This window comes from Nonomuraea sp. NPDC054003 (assembly GCF_055585125.1).
The window spans coordinates 63,875-81,819 of sequence record NZ_JBVJKR010000026.1; the positions used below are offsets into that span (position 1 = coordinate 63,875).

Annotated in this window: 16 protein-coding genes; 9 read left to right on the forward strand and 7 right to left on the reverse strand. The window is 72.2% G+C overall.

Going from position 1 to position 17,945, the window contains the following annotated elements; all coding sequences use genetic code 11:
- Positions 1-6: 6 nt before the first annotated feature.
- From ACZ6YG_RS42645 to ACZ6YG_RS42670, 6 genes are all read right to left on the reverse strand, one after another.
- The gene (locus tag ACZ6YG_RS42645; protein ID WP_261809044.1) at positions 7-1,035 is read right to left on the reverse strand and encodes a GNAT family N-acetyltransferase; all 1,029 of its coding nucleotides are present in this window, start codon (positions 1,033-1,035) and stop codon (positions 7-9) included.
- The gene (locus tag ACZ6YG_RS42650) at positions 1,032-1,940 is read right to left on the reverse strand and encodes a glycosyltransferase family 2 protein (protein WP_148036458.1); all 909 of its coding nucleotides are present in this window, start codon (positions 1,938-1,940) and stop codon (positions 1,032-1,034) included. The genes ACZ6YG_RS42645 and ACZ6YG_RS42650 overlap by 4 nt, the downstream gene beginning before the upstream one ends.
- On the reverse strand, positions 1,940-2,599 hold the full coding sequence (locus tag ACZ6YG_RS42655; protein WP_148036459.1) for a polysaccharide deacetylase family protein: 660 nt from the start codon (positions 2,597-2,599) through the stop codon (positions 1,940-1,942). The genes ACZ6YG_RS42650 and ACZ6YG_RS42655 overlap by 1 nt, the downstream gene beginning before the upstream one ends.
- Positions 2,600-2,654: 55 nt before the next feature.
- Positions 2,655-3,545, reverse strand: a complete 891-nt coding sequence (locus ACZ6YG_RS42660) for an NAD-dependent epimerase/dehydratase family protein (RefSeq protein ID WP_364232691.1) — start codon at positions 3,543-3,545, stop codon at positions 2,655-2,657.
- A 9-nt stretch (positions 3,546-3,554) separates the two neighbouring features.
- A complete protein-coding gene (locus tag ACZ6YG_RS42665; protein WP_466021105.1) occupies positions 3,555-4,499 on the reverse strand; it encodes a hypothetical protein in 945 nt (314 codons plus the stop codon).
- 1,065 nt (positions 4,500-5,564) lie between these two features.
- Complete coding sequence (locus ACZ6YG_RS42670; RefSeq protein ID WP_466021106.1) at positions 5,565-6,386, reverse strand: AfsR/SARP family transcriptional regulator; 822 nt, start codon at positions 6,384-6,386, stop codon at positions 5,565-5,567.
- Positions 6,387-6,801: 415 nt separating this feature from the next.
- On the opposite strand from ACZ6YG_RS42670, the gene ACZ6YG_RS42675 reads away from it, so the two are divergent.
- The 9 genes from ACZ6YG_RS42675 to ACZ6YG_RS42715 all read left to right on the forward strand — a co-directional run bounded on the left by ACZ6YG_RS42675 (position 6,802) and on the right by ACZ6YG_RS42715 (position 17,256).
- Entirely contained in the window at positions 6,802-8,721 is a 1,920-nt protein-coding gene (locus ACZ6YG_RS42675) for an Agd3-related carbohydrate deacetylase (protein ID WP_466021107.1), read from the forward strand.
- A complete protein-coding gene (pelF, locus tag ACZ6YG_RS42680; RefSeq protein WP_271279888.1) occupies positions 8,718-10,118 on the forward strand; it encodes a GT4 family glycosyltransferase PelF in 1,401 nt (466 codons plus the stop codon). Before ACZ6YG_RS42675 ends, pelF begins: the two co-directional genes overlap by 4 nt.
- A complete protein-coding gene (locus tag ACZ6YG_RS42685) occupies positions 10,115-11,527 on the forward strand; it encodes a hypothetical protein (protein ID WP_466021108.1) in 1,413 nt (470 codons plus the stop codon). The genes pelF and ACZ6YG_RS42685 overlap by 4 nt, the downstream gene beginning before the upstream one ends.
- 19 nt (positions 11,528-11,546) lie before the next feature.
- Positions 11,547-12,272, forward strand: a complete 726-nt coding sequence (locus ACZ6YG_RS42690; protein WP_148036466.1) for a sugar phosphate nucleotidyltransferase — start codon at positions 11,547-11,549, stop codon at positions 12,270-12,272.
- Entirely contained in the window at positions 12,269-13,135 is an 867-nt protein-coding gene (locus ACZ6YG_RS42695) for an NAD-dependent epimerase/dehydratase family protein (protein WP_466021109.1), read from the forward strand. The genes ACZ6YG_RS42690 and ACZ6YG_RS42695 overlap by 4 nt, the downstream gene beginning before the upstream one ends.
- A gap of 245 nt (positions 13,136-13,380) precedes the next feature.
- On the forward strand, positions 13,381-14,292 hold the full coding sequence (locus ACZ6YG_RS42700; protein ID WP_466021110.1) for an endo alpha-1,4 polygalactosaminidase: 912 nt from the start codon (positions 13,381-13,383) through the stop codon (positions 14,290-14,292).
- A gap of 17 nt (positions 14,293-14,309) precedes the next feature.
- The gene (locus tag ACZ6YG_RS42705) at positions 14,310-15,611 is read left to right on the forward strand and encodes a nucleotide sugar dehydrogenase (RefSeq protein WP_466021111.1); all 1,302 of its coding nucleotides are present in this window, start codon (positions 14,310-14,312) and stop codon (positions 15,609-15,611) included.
- A complete protein-coding gene (locus tag ACZ6YG_RS42710; protein ID WP_148036470.1) occupies positions 15,608-16,567 on the forward strand; it encodes an NAD-dependent epimerase/dehydratase family protein in 960 nt (319 codons plus the stop codon). The genes ACZ6YG_RS42705 and ACZ6YG_RS42710 overlap by 4 nt, the downstream gene beginning before the upstream one ends.
- A complete protein-coding gene (locus ACZ6YG_RS42715; protein ID WP_466021112.1) occupies positions 16,564-17,256 on the forward strand; it encodes a hypothetical protein in 693 nt (230 codons plus the stop codon). Before ACZ6YG_RS42710 ends, ACZ6YG_RS42715 begins: the two co-directional genes overlap by 4 nt.
- A 41-nt stretch (positions 17,257-17,297) precedes the next feature.
- Here the strand turns inward: ACZ6YG_RS42715 and ACZ6YG_RS42720 are convergent.
- Positions 17,298-17,945: thiamine pyrophosphate-dependent enzyme (locus ACZ6YG_RS42720; RefSeq protein WP_466021113.1), on the reverse strand; the 648-nt coding region annotated here is incomplete at its 5' end.

Sequence of the window (17,945 nt, forward strand, 5' to 3'; positions counted from 1 at the left end):
GGAACGTTACGGATGTGTCCGAGTTCGGACAGATCTCACCATCGCCCGTGCCCGGGTCATCGCCACCGCCGCGGCCCGCCGCGCCGGATTCCGCGTCACCAACCCCTGGCACACCCAGGTCTCGCCGGTCTTGGCCCGGCGCTTGTACTCGTCCTCACCCCGGCCGAGGTCGATCCGGTCCACGCCGAGCGTGGGCGCGGCGGCGACCAGCTCGCGCAGCAGCATCCAGCCGGGTGACAGCCGGGCGAACTCCGGGTCGTACACCGGGAACCACCAGTGCAGCACCCCGCCCGCGCGCAGCCCGAAGTGCGCGGCCACCAGCCGGGGCCCGGCGTGCAGCGTCGACAGCACCCCGCCGAACGACCCGTCGCGGGCGCCCAGCAGGCTCTCCAGCAGCCGCACCCGGTCCGGCTCGGCGAAGTAGTCGGCCGCGCCGGTGGCCGCGTACTGCGCCCGCTTGAGCGCGATCACCAGCGCGAGCGCGTCCCGGTCCCGCGAGTCGGCCTCGAACTTCACGGTGCCGTGCTCGCGCTCGGCCTTCGCGGCCCGGCGACGCGCCTGGTTCATGTTGTCCCTGCCGCTGCGCGAGGCCCGCCCCAGGTAGCCGGGCAGCCCGCCGGTGACGTCCAGGTACGGCGACGGCCTGCGCCCCAGCACCCACGGCCCGAACCCGGGCGCCGCCTCCACCAGGTGGTCGAACACGTATGCGGCGGTCCCCCTGGAGAGCAGCCCGAGCGGCCGGAACGGCGTCCCGGCGGCGAGCACCGGCCCCTGGAAGTCCGCGCCCGGCCAGCCGGCCGGCCGCAGCACCCGCCCGTCGCGGTGGTGCGGCACCAGCGCGTCGATCCCGCCGTCGCCCGTGCTCACGGCCACGTGCACGGGCCGCCCGCTCGCGTGCACGGCGGCGGCGAAGCCGGGATGGAAGTACGGGCTGTCCAGCGCGGGGTTGGCGGCCCGCAGCGCGTGCCAGGCGTCGAGCTCGGCGGCGGAGAGCCCGTCGAACGGCACGGTCCGCATGGCCGGAGCGCGGCTCATTGCGGCAGCGCCGTCATCCGGCGCGACGGCCGCACCAGGGCCGCGACGGAGGCGCGCGAGGTGCGCCGGCCCGCGAGCGCGCGCACGGACTCGCCGCCCAGCACCGCCAGGTAGTAGGCCAGCCCGGCCAGCGGCCCGTGCCGCCGCCGGTACAGGCGCACCTTGTTGACCACCAGCAGGGCGGCCAGCGTGGGGTCGATCCCCGAGTCGCCGCCGATGTGCTCGATGACCGACGCGGGCTCGTACCAGGTGGTCCAGCCCAGGTCGGCGGCGCGCAGGCAGAAGTCCGTCTCCTCGCTGTAGAGCAGGAACGACTCGTCCCAGGGCCCCGCCTCGCGGATCACCCGAGGCGAGATCAGCATGGCCGCCCCCGTCGCCCAGGCGTACGCCCCCGGCCGCGCGTAGTCGCGCGGGTCCGTCACCAGCTCGCCCAGCCGCCCGACGCGGCCCGCCAGGCTGCCGCCGATCACCGCCTCCACCAGCGCCCGCCCCACGGTCGGCCGCCTGCGCAGCGACGGCTGGAGCGAGCCGTCCGGGTTGACCATGTACGGCACCGCGATGCCCCGGCCCGGCTCGCGCAGGCACGCCAGCAGCGGCGCGACGGCCCCGGGCCGCAGCCGGCAGTCGGGGTTGAGCACGTACACGCCGTCGACCGCGTCCAGGTCGAGCGCCGCGATCCCGGCGTTGACCGCCGCCGCGTAGCCCGCGTTCCTGCCGGTCTGCACCACCCTGACCGGCGGCCCGGCCCGCTCGGCGACCGCGACGGAGCCGTCCTTCGAGGCGTTGTCGGCCACCACCACGTCCACGAGCTCCACGCCCTCGGCCCCGGCGGCGAGCGAGTCCAGGCAGCCGCCGAGCACGCCGGCGCTGTTGTAGGTGACGATCACCACGGCGACCCGGCCCATCAGCGCATCCGCTTGTAGAGCCGCGTGGCGAGCTTGGCCGCCCGTCGGGGGAGCGACGGGCCGCCCAGCACCCGCGCGATCCAGCCGCGGTCCAGGTCGTGGCGGAGGCTGGTGCGCGGCTGCAGCCAGGAGCCCGGCCGGGCGCGTCCGCCGTCACTGGTGTACGCGCGGGTCACGCCCATGCGCCTGAGCCGGTTCAGCACCAGCCGGTCGTAGGAGCCGAACGGGATCGCCACCCGCGACACCGGCTCGCCGACGAGCTGCCCGAGCAGGTGGTGCGCGGCCGACAGTTCCTCGGCCGCCTCCCGCGTGCCCAGGGTGCGCCAGTCGCGGTGCGCCCAGCCGTGCGAGCCGATGCGCATGCCCGCGCCGAGCAGCTCGCGCACCCCGTCGGAGTCCAGCCGGCCCGGCTCGCCGAGCAGCCCGGCCAGCACGAAGAACTCGGCCTTCAACCCCCGCTCGACCAGCCTGGGCAACGCGATCTCCACGTCGGACAGGTTCCCGTCGTCGAACGTGAGCCGCACGTCGGGCCGGCCCGCCACGGCGTCCACCACCTGCTCGAACTGGGCCACGCTCACCCAGGTGTCTCCCTCGCCCGGGTCCAGCTCGCGGGTGGTACGGCCGATGCCGTGCACGGTCAGGTTGGTCACCGCACGCATCCCGCCCCCTGCGTCAGTAGTCGCCAGGAGGGATATCGGCGTCCGAGATGCGGCGTTACAGACTTTCTGCGTACCAAGCGACGGTACGGCGCAGTCCTTCCTCCAGCTCCGTGGCCGGTCGCCAGCCCAGCACCCGCTCCGCCGGGCCCGGGTCGGAGCGCTGCGTCCGGTCCAGCGGCCGGGCCGCGACCGCGCCGAACCGGGGCCGCGCCGCGCCGCCCACCACCCGGGCGAGCAGCTCCACGGTGTCGCGGATGGAGACCGGCTCGGCCGTGCCGACGTCGAGCACCTCGCCGGCCGCCCCGCCCGCCCCGGCCAGCACGAACGCGTCCACCACGTCCTCCACGTACACCCAGGTCACCATCCTGGTGCCCGAGGTCAGCTCCGGGTCGCGGCCGCGCAGCAGCTCCAGCGTCGCGTACGGGATCAGCCTGGACGTCTCCCGCTGGCCCGGCCCGTACACCATCGCCACCCGCAGCACCGACACCGGCACCTGCCAGAGCGCGTGGAACATGCGGGCGTAACCGGTGGCCGCCGCCTTGGCGGCGGCGTACGGTGAGCCGGGCGCGAGGCCGTCGCGCGGCTCCTCCACCGACCCGGCGAGCACCACGCTGCGTACGGGGGAGCCGGTGACGGCGGTGAGCAGGTTGACCGCGGCGGTGAGGTTGGCCGCGAGCGTGGGCGCCACGACGCCCGGCTCCCGCACCCCGGTCACCTCGCTGGCCAGGTGGAAGACCACCTCGGGGGCGGTCTCCGCGACCAGCTTCGCGGTGGCGGCCGGGTCGCCCAGGTCGGCGGCGTGCCAGCGCTCGCCGTGCCCGGAGACGTCCGGCGGGCGGCGGCTGACCGCGTGCACCCGCGCCCCCAGCCCCGCCAGCCGCCTGACCAGGTGCGCGCCGATGAACCCCGTCGCGCCCGTCACCAGCGCCGGCGTGCCTTCCCACATGTGCGCCTCCTAGTCGTGCCGTTCGGGTTCGGGGATCGGCCCGCCGGTGTCGTGCCACACGTTGCCGCCGCCGTCCGCCAGCTCTGACTTGGTGCTGAGCAGGATCGGGCAGTCGTACGCGGACGCCCGGCCGAACCGGTTGCCGGTGACGTGCTGGCCGCGCAGCGGGCGGCCGAGCGGCGTGTGGTCGATGTTCACCACGCACGCGCCGCCGTCCAGGTAGTTGTCCTCCACGCGCAGGTCGTCGGCCGAGGACTGGACGGCGGCGTTGGGGTCGCGGGTGGTGGACAGGTCGATCGTGTTGTGCTCCAGCGTGACGCCGGTCTGGTCGGCGAACGCCTGGACGCCGTCGTTGTGGGTCGGGCCGCCGCCCTGGTCGGGGTCCTCGGGGAACCAGCTCAGGTCGTGGATGTAGGAGTCGCGGACGAGGGTGCCCGTGTGCGCCTTGATCCCGTCCACGGTGCCGGTGAACTCCGACCTGAGGATGCTGGTGTGCGCGGCCCAGATGCCGTCGACCGACGGAGACGGGTGAGCCGGCCGGAACTCCGAGTCCTCGATCACCGTGTCCCGAGCATGCTCGGTGTCAAGCAGCGGCCGCACCCTGTCGGCCTTCCCCCCGAGAAACCGGCACTTCCTGAACGTGACACCCCGCCCGGTCACCGTCACGAACCCATGGAACTCCCTGCCCTCCACCACCTCCCCATCGACAGCAAACGTCCGATCCCCAGCCACCACCACAAGCTCCGTCCCCACCGGCACCCCGGTACTACCCGCATCCGGAAACCCTTCCGGCACCCACCGCCCAGCCCCGGTCTCCCCCTCCGCCACCACCGCTCCGTCGCTCACCCCCGCCCCCTCCAGCGGCTTCTCCCGCCCCTGCCCACCCGCCAGCACCACGACGATCACCACCAGCGCGACAACCCCCACCGCGCCGACCCCCCACCACACCTTCACCCCGGCATCCTCACCCGAGACCCACCCCCCACACCAGATCCCACCCCACCCCGGAGGATGCGATTGCGGAGGGCTCGCGCCAGATTGCACCAAGGCCCCACCGCACCTCACCAGCGGCTCGCCATGCGGGAGTTCGCGCCGGATGGCACCCAGGCCCCACCGCACCTCACCAGCGGCTCGCCGTGCGGGAGTTCGCGCCGGATGGCGCCCATTTCCATCCCACCCTGCTGCTCTGGCGGAGGCGGTCGCGGCGGCTCGCGCCGGACTCCTCGCCCCGCTACTCCGGCTGAGGCGTCCGTGGGGAGCTCGCGCGAAATCTCCCCCACGCCGTTCCGTTGGAGGTGGTTGAGGGCTCGCCTTGGACCCCGCGCACCTCCCGCCTCCCACCACTCCAGCGGAGGCGGTTGTGGTGAAGCCCACGCGATCTCACCCACGCTCCACCGCACCGCCCTGGCGGGTGACCATGGGGGAGTTCGCGCCGGATGGCACCCATTTCGCGCCCCGCCCCACCTCACCTCACCGCTCCGCCGGAGGCGGTTGTGGGTGCTCGTGATGGATCCCGCGCACGTCCCGCTGCTCCGGTGGAGGTGGTGGCGGCGGCTCGCGCCAGATCCCATCCCCCGGACAGCTCCGGCGGGTGGGCCGCTCCGCCGGGGGCGGTTTGCGGCTGTTCGCGTTGGATCCCGCGCGCGTCCCGCTGCTCCGGTGGAGGTGGTGGCGGCGGCTCGCGCCAGATCCCATCCCCCGGACAACTCCGGCGGGTGGGCCGCTCCGCCGGGGGCGGTTTGCGGCTGTTCGCGTTGGATCCCGCGCGCGTCCCGCTGCTCCGGTGGAGGTGGTGGCGGCGCTCGCGCCAGATCCCACCCCCAGACCGCTCCGGTGGGGGCACTGTGGGGAGCTCGTGCGGACACGGTGCTCGCCGTTGCGGGGTTCGGCGGAAGCCCACGCTCGGTGAGGGGAGCGCGAGCGGGGGCGGTTGTGGGCGTTGCGCCGGTATCCCGCTCACGTCCAGAGGAGGTGGCTGTGGGGGAAGCGCCGTACCGGGGGTTTCCCCCTTGTGGTGGGTCAGCGGGGGCGGCGGGCGCAGTGGGGGCAGCCTGAGGTGGGGCGGCGGGGCGACCGGTGGTGGTGGTCGGCGCGGGTGAGGGTCAGGGAGGCGTCGCTGGTGAGGATCGCCGCCTCCAGCCGGCGCAGTTCGGGCGAGGGTTCCAGGCCGAGGTCGTTGGTGAGGATGTGCCATCCGTCGCGGTAGACCTCCAGGGCCTCCGCCTGCCGCCCAGCCCGGTACAGGGCGAGCATCAGCTGACCGCGGAACCGTTCGCGCAGCGGATGTTCACGGACCAGCCCGGTGAGCTCCCCGACGAGGTCGGCGTGCCGGTGCAGCCGCAGGTCGGCGTCCACGCGGTCGGCGAGCGCGGCCAGCCGCTCCTCCTCCAGCCGGGTGGCCTGGGCGTGCAGGAGCGGCAGGTCGTCCAGCCCCGACAGCGCCTGCCCGCGCCACAGCCCCAGCGCCGCCCGCAGCAGCTCGCCGCCCTTGCCCACGTCGCCGCTCTTGAACGCCTGCCGCCCCTCCTTGACCAGCTCCTCGAAGCGCCACGCGTCCACCGCGCCCGGTGGCACCCGCAGCAGGTAACCGGCCGAGTCGTGGACGATCTCCGCCTCCGGCCCGAGAGTCCGCCTGAGCCGGAAGAGCTGCAGCCGCAGCCGCCGATGCCCGGCGTCCGCGGCCTCCCCGCCCCAGAGCGCGTCGATCAGCGCGTCGCTGCGCACCACCCGGCCCCGATGGCAGAGCAGCAGGGCCAGGAGCGTGCGCTGCTTGGCGGAGCGCACGGGTAAGCGCTGGCCTTGCGAGACCACCTCCAGCGCACCCAGAATTCCGAACTGCATGGGCTCCCCTTCCCGTGCCGTTCCCGATCCCTCAGTTATAGAGCCAACACTTGCCGTCACCTTGCCTGTTTTGCGGGAAACCTCCTTGAAACCCGAGTGAAACCCGCCGTCCGCACACTCGGGGCTTGCCGACGACGGATTGCTCGGCATTTCTACGGCTTATCGGGGGCCAGGGCTTAGACGGGTGATACGAGTGGGTTCTTTTCGGCTGTCCAAGAACAAAAATCTGGTACGTTCCAGCAGAATGCTCGCGCTGGCCGGCGTAGTCACGCTCGTTTCGGGGCTATTCGTAGCCCATTCAGAGCCGGCCGAATCCGCGCCCAAAGACCGGTCCCACAGCCACGCCCCGCTGCGCGGCGAAGTGGAACGTCCCAAAGTGGAAATACCGGACCCTTTGCCGAAAAAGCAGGGCAAAGTGAAGCTCGACCGGTCCGCCCGCGCCGCCACCACGGCCGAGGCCCTCGCCGCCGCGGCCACCGACAAGGTCGAGCTGCGCGCCCTCGTCATCGCCGTGGACGGCGACGACTGGGGCGAGGACACCTGGAAGGCCACCCTGGACCGGGTGGGCGCCGCGTACGACGTCCTCCACAGCAGGACCGAGCCGCTCACCGACCTGATCGCCGCCGACGGCACCGGCCGCTACAACGCGATCCTGCTCACCAGCAACAGCCTGCTCTACGAGGACGGCGGCTCCTATCTCAGCGGTCTCGACGCCGACGAATGGAACGCTCTATGGGCGTACGAGCGCGACTACGGCGTCCGCCAGGTGTCGCTCTACACCGCGTACGGGACCTGGCCTGAGGACTACTGCCTGCGGGCCGGCAGCGAGGGCGGCGTCGGTGACACGCCGATCAGCACCGCGCTGACCCCGGCCGGCGCGGGCGTGTTCGACTACCTGCGCGGCGGCGTGAACGTGCCGATCTCGCTGTCGTACCTCTATCGCGGTACGATCGCCGCCGGCTGCGCCGCCGACCCGCTCATCACCAGCGGAACCGACGTGCTGGGCGTGCGCAGCACCTCGACCGACGGCCGCGAGCGGGCCGCGCTGACCTTCACCTCCAACCAGTACCTGCCGCAGGCCGACCTGCTCACCTTCGGGCTGTTCCGGTGGGCGACCAGAGGGCTGTACCTGGGCGAGCAGCGCCACTACCTGAACGCCGACGTGGACGACTGGTTCAGCTACACCGACCACCTGCTCGCCAACGGCACCGTCGACTCCGATCCCGGCTTCCGGATGAGCAGGAGCGACGCCGTCAGCACGTACCAGCAGCAGAACTCCTTCCGCACCGCGCACCCGCTGGCCGGCGGCTTCAAGCTCAACATCGCCTACAACGGCGATGGAGCCGGCCTGAACGTGCCCACCCTGTGCCTGCTGCCCCCGCTGCTCACCGACGGGCTGACCGCGTACTCGCGCTGCCGCGCGTCGTCGTTCACCTGGATCAACCACACGTTCAGCCACCCGAAGATGAACGACACCGACTACGCGACCAGCTACGCCGAGATCGAGGACAACCTGACCATCGGCTCCGCGCTCGGCTTCACCGTCGACCCGACCGTGCTCAAGACCGGGGAGTACTCGGGCCTCGGCGTCTACCACCCGGACCCGGACAACGACATCGACCCGCCCACCGACCACGGCCTGGCCGCGTCCAACGCCGACCTGCTGCAGGCCGCGGCCGACCTGGGCGTGAAGTATCTCCACGGCAACATGTCGTTCGCCAGCCACCGGCCCGCGTGCTTCAACTGCGGCATCCGCCACCCGCTGAAGCCGTCGGTCATGGTGGTGCCCGACTGGCCGACGAACATCGCGTACCACACGACCACGCCGGCCGAGCAGACGCTGTTCTACAACTCCTACTACGGCCCGAACGGCAGGTTCCCGTACTGGCCCGTCGACCAGACCTACAACCAGGTCCTCGACCACGAGAGCGACGTGGCCATGCAGCACGTCATGTCGGGATCGGTGTACACGCACACGTTCCACCAGGGCAACCTGCGGAACTACGGCGGCAACAAGAACCTGGTCTTCGACTGGCTGAACGCCGTGATGGCCAAGTACGAGAGCTACTACGGCGTCCCGCTGCTCACCCCCGACTGGGGCGGGCTGGCCGGCTACGTCGAGGACCGGACCGTCCACTTCGACGACCTGGCGGACGTGCGCGCCGTGTACGACAGGACAGCCGGGACGATCACGTTCACCGCCTCGGCCGACGCCGAGGTGTTCGCCACCAACGCCGCCGCAACCGGCGCGACCACGTACGGCACCGACAAGATCGCCCACCTCGACCTGGCCGCGGGCGTCCCGCTCACCGTCAACGCGAGCGTGCGCCCGTGAAAGTGACGCTCGTGTCCGAGGGCACGTACCCGTTCGCCATGGGCGGCGTCAGCGTGTGGATGGACCAGCTCATCAAGGGCATGCCGGACTACCGATGGGACGTCGTCACGATGACCGTGGACGGCGCCGAGCGGCCGGTGTGGGATCTCCCGCCCAACCTGGAGCAGGTGATCAACCTCCCGCTGTGGAAGGGCGGCCACCGGCGGTCCGGCCGCCCGCCCGGGCGGGAGTTCGCCGAGGCGTACGAGCGTTTCCTGCAGATTGTGCTCACCCCCGCCGTCATGGGCGCGGGCAGCGCGGAGTTCCTGTCCGTGCTGGAGTCGCTCTACCGGTACGCGCACGACGGCGGCGACCTGGTCGGCGCGCTCGTCGCCAACGACTCGCTCAGCCAGCTCATGGACGCGTGGTACTGGAACAGGACCGACGGCATCAACCTGGCCGACGCGATCGTGGCCGCCGACCTGATGGGCCACATGCTGCGCCCGCTGGCCGAGCCGCCGCTGCGCACCGACCTGACCCACGTGGCCATGAACGGTCTCAGCATGCTCGTCGCGATGACCGCCAAGTGGCAGCACGGCACCCCGGTCGTCCTCTCGGAACACGGCGTCTACCTGCGCGAACGCTACCTGCAGTACGTGCACGAGCCCGTCTCGCACGCGGTCAGGGTGCTGCTGCTGAGCTTCTTCCGCAGGCTGGCCGGCGCCGCCTACGTGGCGGCCGACCGGATCGCGCCGCACTCCTCGTACAACCGGCGCTGGCAGCTCCACAACGGCGCCGACCCTGACCGGATCCGGGTCATGTACAACGGCGTCGACCCGGACGACTTCCCGCTCGCCGAGACCGAGCCCGACGAGCCGACGCTGGTCTTCATGGGCCGGGTGGACCCGCTGAAGGACCTGCACACGCTGATCAGGGCGTTCGCCATCGTGCACGACAAGATCCCGAAGGCGAAGCTGCGCATCTTCGGCGGCGTGCCCGCGGGCAACGAGAGCTACCACCAGAGCTGCCTGGAGCTCATCGACGAGCTGGACCTGGAGGGCGCGGCGGTGTTCGAGGGCCGGGTGTCCACCCCGGTCGACGCCTACCACGCGGGCAGCGTCGTCGCGCTGACCAGCATCTCCGAGGGCTTCCCCTACACCGTCGTGGAGGCCATGGCCTGCGGCAGGACCGTGGTGTGCACGAACGTCGGCGGCGTCGCGGAGGCGGTCGCCGACGCCGGGCTGATCGTGCCGCCGCGCGACCACGTGGCCGCCGCCGACGCCGCCGTGCGGCTGCTCCAGGACGCGCCGCTGCGCCGCCGCCTCGGCGCGATCGCCCGTGACCGCGTCCTGGAACGTTTCACGCTCCGGCAGTCGCTGGACGACTACCGCGCCGTCTACACGGAGCTGTGGCCGTGACGTCGACCAGGGACGACGGACAGGCGCACCCGATCGACGCCCTCATCGAGCCCATGGACGCGAGCCTGGCCCGCGCCGTGGAACCGCTCCAGGTGGCCGCCATCCTGGAGAGCGAGGGCCTCAACGACAAGATCGCCCGCGAGCGGTACGGGCACACCGACGTGTTCTCGCTGGCCGAGACCGCGTTCTCGCGGGTGGCGGCCAAGGCCGTGCCGCCGGTGCCCGACGCGCCGCTGCGCCGGGCCAGGCCGACCGCGCAGATCCTGCACGGCCTGCTGTACGGGCTGCCCGCGGCGCTGCTGCCCGCCGCCTCCGGCCTGGTCGGGACCCAGTGGCTGATGCCGGGGCTGGTGTTCACCACCGGGATCGGCTGGGTGCTCGGCAGCTCCGCCGCCCAGATCGCCTACACCCTCATGGGACGCGGCTGCCCGCGCTCGGCCGGGCGCGTCCTCCGCACCGGGCTGGTGATCGGCGTGGGCTGCGCGGCGCTGACGGCCACCGGGCTGGCCCTGGGCATGGGCGCGCCCGTGGCGCTCGTCGCGCTCTGCGTCACACAGATCGCGTTCCAGATCTCGTCCGGGATCCTGCTCTTCTACCGGCGCGAGGCCTGGCTCGCCGCGATGATGATGCCCGCCGTGCTGGCCGGGATCGGCTACATCGGCGTCGCCGACCGCTTCGTCGGCCTGCTGACCGTCTGCCTCGGCGTGATCTGCGTCGCCGCCGTCGTCGGCGCCGCGATGCTGCTCACCCTCGCCACCCCGGACAAGGGGGAACAGCCCGCCGGCGAGCCGCCGCTGCGCACGCTGCTGCGCGCCAACCTGCGCGGTCTGCCGCCCGCCTTCCTCTACAGCCTGCTCACCGCGCTCTTCCTGCTCCAGGCCGAGGCCAGGTACGTGCTCGACAGGAGCGACATCGCCATCGCCGGCGCCGGGCTGGTGCTCGGCATGGGCGTGCTGGAGTACCGGGCGCACGTCTTCGACGACGACGCCAGGGCGGCGATCCGGCGGGTGAGCTACCCGGCCGAGTTCACCTCGCACGGCCGGTGGCTGCTCGCCAAGGGCGTGCTCGCCTGCCTGGTCACGCTGTCCGTGCTGTCGGCGCTGCCGCTGGCGTTCCTGCACGCCACCGGCCGGCTGTCGGACGCCAGTGTGGTCATGGCTGCCGCGCACGTGGTCGTCGGGACCGCCTACTTCGTGGCCTTCCTGCTGGCCAACCAGGGCAAGGTCAGGCACCTGTGCGCGGCGCAGGCGCTCGCCCTGGCCGTCCATCCGGGGGCGCGCCCGTTGTTAGCCGGCGCGCCGCCGGTCCTGGCCGACGTGCTGCTCTTCCTCGTCGCCGGCCTCGTCTTCTTCCTCATCCTGCTCGTCCCGATGGCCGTGAGCCTGCGGGACGTGCAGCGGTATCGCTGATCCACAGGAGGGAACCAGCATGCACGTCGTCATACTCGCGGGCGGCAAGGGGGTCCGCCTGCGCCCGTACACCTCCGCCCTGCCCAAGCCGCTGGTGCCGATCGGTGAGGAGTACGCGATCCTCGACATCATCCTCCAGCAGCTCACCCATCAGGGGTTCACGCACGCCACGCTGGCGGTCGGCCACCTCAGCCCGCTCATCCGCGCGTTCGTCGGCGACGGCTCGCGCTGGGGGCTGTCGGTCGACTTCACCGAGGAGCTCGCTCCGCTGTCGACGATCGGGCCGCTGTTCCCGATCAGGGACCGGCTGCCGGAGCACTTCCTGGTGATGAACGGCGACGTGCTCACCACCCTGAACTACGCCGACCTGCTGGCCCGGCACGTCGCCTCCGCGGCGCCGCTGACCGTGGCCACCTCGCCGCGCGTCGTCAAGATCGACTTCGGCGTGCTGGAGGCCAGCGGCGGCCGGATCGTCGGCTTCCGGGAGAAGCCGCTGCTCAGCTACCTGGTCAGCATGGGCGTGTACGCGCTGTCCAGGGACACCATCGCCCACTACCCCGAGGGGATGCCGTTCGGCTTCGACGACCTCGTCCTCGACCTGCTCGCGCGGAACAGGCCGCCGGGCATCTACGAGTTCGACGGCTACTGGCTCGACATCGGGCGGCCCGACGACTACGACGAGGCCAACGCGCGCTTCGACGAGATCAGGCCGCAGCTGCTGCCGTCCAGGGATCCGGTGCGATGACGGACATCCTGCTCTTCGGCGCGTCCGGCTTCCTGGGGCGGCAGGTCAGGGACCTGCTGACACGGGACGGCCGGGTGTCCGGCCTGCACTGCCCCGGCCGGGCGGACCTGGACCTGCTCGCCGCCCGGCCCGCCGACGTGGCCGGCCTGCTGCGCGCCGTCCGCCCGTCCGTCGTGCTCAACTGCGCCGGGCGGATGTCCGGCGGGTACGACGAGCTGATGCGGGGCAACGCGCTGGCCACCGCCGTCATCATCGAGGCGATGGCCCAGGCCGCGCCCGGCGCCCGGTTCGTCCGCCTGGGCTCGGCCGCCGAGTACGGGCCGACTCCGCCCGGCCACGCGGTCCACGAGCAGGACCCGGCCCGGCCGGTCAGCGGCTACGGCATCAGCCACCTGGCCGGGACCCAGCTGGTCGAGCAGGCCGCCGCCGACGGCCGGGTCGACGGGGCGTCGCTGCGGATCTTCAACCCGGTCGGGCCGGGCCTCACCGGCGAGAGCGTGCTCGGCCGGGCCCGCGATCTCCTCGCGAGCGGGGTGCGCGACCTCGACCTGGGCCCGCTCGGCGCGTACCGCGACTTCGTGGACGTACGCGACGTGGGCCGCGCCGTCGTGAGCGCCGCCTTCGCGCCCGACCTGCCCGAACGGGTCTTCAACGTGGGCGGCGGCCGGGCCGTCCCCGTCCGTGAGGCGATCGCTCTCCTCGCGAGCGCGGCCGGCTTCACCGGCGACATCCGCGAGAGCGCACCCCCCGCCGGCCGCTCGGCCACCGTCACCTGGAGCCGCGCCGACCTCACCCGCATCGGCCACATCCTCGGCTGGCAACCCCAGTACCCCCTGCCCGACTCGATCAAGGCAATGCTATGAGCGACCCAAGCCTCACACCCGCTTCTTCCCGCCCGAGCCTGCCGGTAAGGGCGAAGGGGGAACGCGAGCCAGGCAGCTCCACACGACCGCGCCCGTCGGCGGGTGTGGTGTGGGGGCGCAGGTCGAAGGGGTTCTCGCGTTCGCTTCTGCGATCTCCACGATCTCTCGCGTCGGGTGGGTTCCCGCGGCTGGGTCCTGGGGTCTGGGGGCGCGCGTCGGGCCGTCCTGCGCGGCCGCGTGTGTCGATGGGGCCGGTGTTGGTGGTCGGGGCGGCGTTGGTGGTGTTGGGGGGGTGTGTCCGGGCCGTGCCCGCGCCTGCTGAAGGGCGAAGGGTGCCGGGGTTGGCGGATGTGACGTCGTTCACGTATGTGTTGCAGGGGTATCCGAAAGGGCGGCTGGACGGGGTCGCGCGGGCGCCGCATCAGCTCGCCGTGATCGATCTGTCCCGTGACGGCACCGTCCCGGGGTACTTCAGCCGCGACGAGATCGCCCGCGTACGCGCCACAGGGAAGCTGGTGCTGGCGTACTTCGAGATCGGCTCCATCGAGGAGTTCAGGACGGACTTCGCCGAGGTCGACCGGGACCTGCTCCTGCACACCTGGCCCGACTGGCCGGACGAGCACTTCGCCCGCTACTGGGAGGAGCGCTGGTGGGAGCAGGTCGTCCGCCCTCGGCTCGACCGGGCGCTGGAGACCGGCTTCGACGGCGTCTACCTCGACACCCCGCTCGCGTACGAGGAGATCGACCTGGCGAGGGTGCCCGGCGAGACCCGCGCCACCCTCGGCCGGAAGATGGCCGACCTGGTCATCCGCATCAGCCGCCACGCCAAGGAACGCCGCCCCGGATTCGCGATCGTCCCGCAGAACTCCCCGGAGCTGCGGCACTTCCCCGGGTACGCGGACGCGATCGACGGCATCGGCATGGAGGAGCTGTTCTTCCGCGCCACCGACGACCCCTGCCGCGAGGAGTGGTGCGACCACAACCTGGCCGACACCCTCGCGCTGAAAGCCCTGGGCAAGGCCGTGCTCGCCACCGACTACGCCGTGGACCCGGCGAACGTCGAGGCCGCCTGCGCCCATTACCGCAGGCACGCAATCGCGGGAAACGTCACCGTGGTCGACCTCGACCGCGTCAGCCCGCCTTGTGCATCCAAGTGAGAGGAAAGGAGCGTCCGATGCCGAAGACAGTCGGCGTGGTAGGCATGGGCTACGTGGGGCTGACGCTGACCGCGGCCATGGCACGCAACGGCTACACCGTGGTCGGGGTCGACACCAGCGCCCCCGTGGTCGAGGCGCTGTCCAGCGGCCGCGTCCACGTCTACGAGCCAGGGGTGGCGGAGACCTTCGCCGAGCTCCTCGGCGAGCGCATCTTCGTCGGCGACCACCTGCCCGCAGAGCCGCTCGACGCGGTCATCCTGTCCGTGTCCACGCCGGTGGACTTCCCCACGGGCACCCCACGGCTGGAGAACCTGGCCGCCGCCGCCGAGGAGGTCGCCCGCCGGTGCGACCCGGACACGCTGGTCGTGGTCCGCAGCACCGTCCCGATCGGCACCAGCCGCGACGTCGTGCTGCCCGCCCTGGCCGCCCGCTGGGCCCGCCCCCGGCTCGTCATGGCGCCCGAGCGCACCATCCAGGGCCAGGCGCTGCGCGAGCTGGTCGAGCTGCCCCAGGTGATCGGCGGCCTGGACGAGGAGAGCCTGCGCGCCGGCGTCGAGCTGTTCGCCGGGCTGGCCGACCAGATCGTCCCCGTCTCCAGCCTGGAGACCGCCGAGATGGTCAAGCTGTCGAACAACTGCCACACCGACGTCATCTACGCCTTCGGCAACGAGCTGGCCCTCATCGCCGAGCAGCACGGGCTGGACCCGCTGGAGGTCATCAGGGCCACCAACCTCGACTATCCCCGGCCTGACCTGGCCAAGCCCGGCTACGTGGGCGGCGGCTGCCTGACGAAGGACCCGTACCTGATGCTCGCGAGCATGTCGCGCAGACCGTACCTGGTGAGCCGGGCGCGGGCGCTCAACGAGAGCCTGCCCGGGCACGTCGCCGAGCGGGTCGTCGGCCTGGTCCGCGAGGAGTTCGGCCGCACCGAGGGGGTCCGGCTGTCCGTGCTCGGCTGGGCGTACAAGGGCTGGCCCGCCACCGACGACATGCGCGGCACCCCGATCGCGGACATGATGCCCGTCTTCACCGCCGCCGGGCTCACCGTACGGGGGCACGACCCGCTGGTCGCCGACGAGGTCATCCGCCGTTACGGCGGCGAGCCGGTCAGCCTGGACAAGGCGTTCGCCGACGCCGACGCCATGATCGTGATCAACGACCATCCGGACTACCGGGAGATCGAGGTCGACGACAAGCTGGCCGGCTCGGGCGTGCGGGTGCTGTTCGACTCGTGGCGCATCCTCGACGAGGCCGCCGTCACGGCGCGTGGCGTCCGCTACGCCGGCATCGGCTACCGCACGAAGGGGCGCGTGTCATGAGGGCCCTGCTGCTCGGCGGCGCCGGGTTCATCGGCCTCCACCTGGCCGCGCGGCTGCTCGAAGCCGGGCACGAGGTCACCGTGGTCGACGACTTCTCCCGTGGCCGCCGCGACCCCACGCTGACCCGGCTCGCCGGCCAGGTCGAGATCAGGTCGGCCGACCTCACGGATCCGGCCTCGTACGCGGCCCTGGAGCATCGCTGGGACCACGTCTACATGCTCGCCGCCGTGGTCGGCGTGCGGAACGTCGAGTCCGACCCGGCCCGGGTGATCAGGGTCAACACGCTGGCCCTGATGCACCTGCTCGACTGGATCGCCCCCGGCACGCGGCTGTTCTTCGCCTCCACGAGCGAGGCGTACGCGGGCGGCGTCAGCGCCGGCGTGGTGCCCGTGCCCACGCCGGAGAGCGTGCCGCTGATGATCGAGGACGTCGGCTCGCCGCGCCACACCTACGCCATCTCCAAGATGCTGGGCGAGGCGGCGGTCCTGCACACCGCCCGGGCCAGGGGGTTCGCCGCCGTCGTCGGCCGCTTCCACAACGTCTACGGCCCGCGGATGGGCGCCGACCACGTCATCCCCGAGCTGTCGCTGCGTGCCATGCGCGGCGAGGACCCGTTCGACCTCTACGGCGCGGACCAGAGCCGGGCTTTCTGCCACGTCGACGACGCCACCGACGCCGTGATCACGCTCATGGACACCCCGGAGGCGGCCGGACGGATCGTGCACATCGGCGACGACACGGAGGAGACCAACATCGGCGACCTGGCCAAGCTCGTGCTGCGGATCGCCGGGATCAGCCCCGCCGTCCGCGAGCTGCCCGCCCCGGCGGGATCGGTCGCGCGCCGCTGCCCCGACCTCACGCTGCTGCGCCGGCTCACCGGGTACGAGCCGCGCGTCCGGCTGGAGGAAGGCGTGCGCAGGACGTACGCCTGGTACCGGGAGTCGTGGACGACATGACCAGGCCGATCGCGTTCTACTACGGGGCGGGGGAGGTGGACCGGCTCTCCGGCTTCGACATGGTCGTCCTGCAGGCCGACTTCTACTCGCGGACCGAGCTGGACCTGTTGCGCGAGCGCGGCGTGCGGACGCTCGGCTACCTGTCGCTGACCGAGGACGTCGGGCCGCCCGCGCCGTGGCACCGGGAGGAGCGCAACCCCGACTGGGGCGGCGCGTTCGTGCAGGTGGGCGACCCGCGCTGGGTGGCGCACGTGGTCGACCAGGCGGTCCAGGCCATGGACAAGGGCTTCCACGGACTGTTCCTGGACACGCTCAACATCGAGCACAACTACCCGGACGACCTGCCCCACCTGCTGCTGCTGATCGCCGCCGTCCAGGAGGAGGCCAGGCCGGGCTACCTGCTGGCCAACCGGGGGTTCGGGCTGCTGCCCGAGCTGGCCGACCTGGTGGACGGCGTGCTCTTCGAGTCCTTCTCGGCCCGCTGGGTGGACACCGAGAGCTACGCGCCCTGGCCTGACGACGTGCTGGAGGCGCACGCCACCGTCGCCGAACGCCTGCTCGGCCTCGGGCTCGACCTGTACGCGCTGGACTACGCCGACAGCGACGAGCTGACCGACTTCGCCTGCCGCCGGGCCAGGGAGTTCGGCATGCTCTGCTTCGTCAGCGACCGGGTGCTCTCACGCATCTGAGGCGCCGCCGGGGATCCGGCGGCGCCTCAGGAACGGCATGGTCAGCCGATGCGCCAGGTGTCGCCGCCCATCAGCAGATCGGCCAGATCGCCCTGGCCCTTCTGCGCCACGGCCTCTTCCAACTGGCTGGTCATCAGCGTGTCGTAGGCCGGGCGGTCCACGCTGCGGAAGATCCCGATCGGTACGTGGTCGAAGGCGGGCTCGTCCAGCCGGGACAGCGCGAACGCCACCGACGGGTCGAGGTTGTGCGCGTCGTGCACCAGGATCCGGTCCTCCTCCACGCTGTCGCGGGGGACGACCTCCAGGCTGCCGTTCGCGGCCCGGATGACCGCCTTGGAGGCTGAGGCGATCGGCTGGCCGTGCTCCAGCTTCAACGTGATGTCGTCACGCAGCTCGGGGTCCTTCAACGGCTCGAAGGCGTTGTCGTTGAAGATGTTGCAGTTCTGGTAGATCTCCACCAGGGACGCGCCCCGATGCGCGGTCGCCTCCCGCAACACCGCCTGCAGGTGCTTGCGGTCCGAATCCAGGGTGCGCGCCACGAACGACGCCTCCGCCCCCAGCGCCAGCGAAATCGGGTTGAACGGCTTGTCCAGTGATCCCATCGGGGTGGACTTGGTGACCTTGCCGACCTCGGAGGTGGGCGAGTACTGGCCCTTGGTCAGCCCGTAGATGCGGTTGTTGAACAGCAG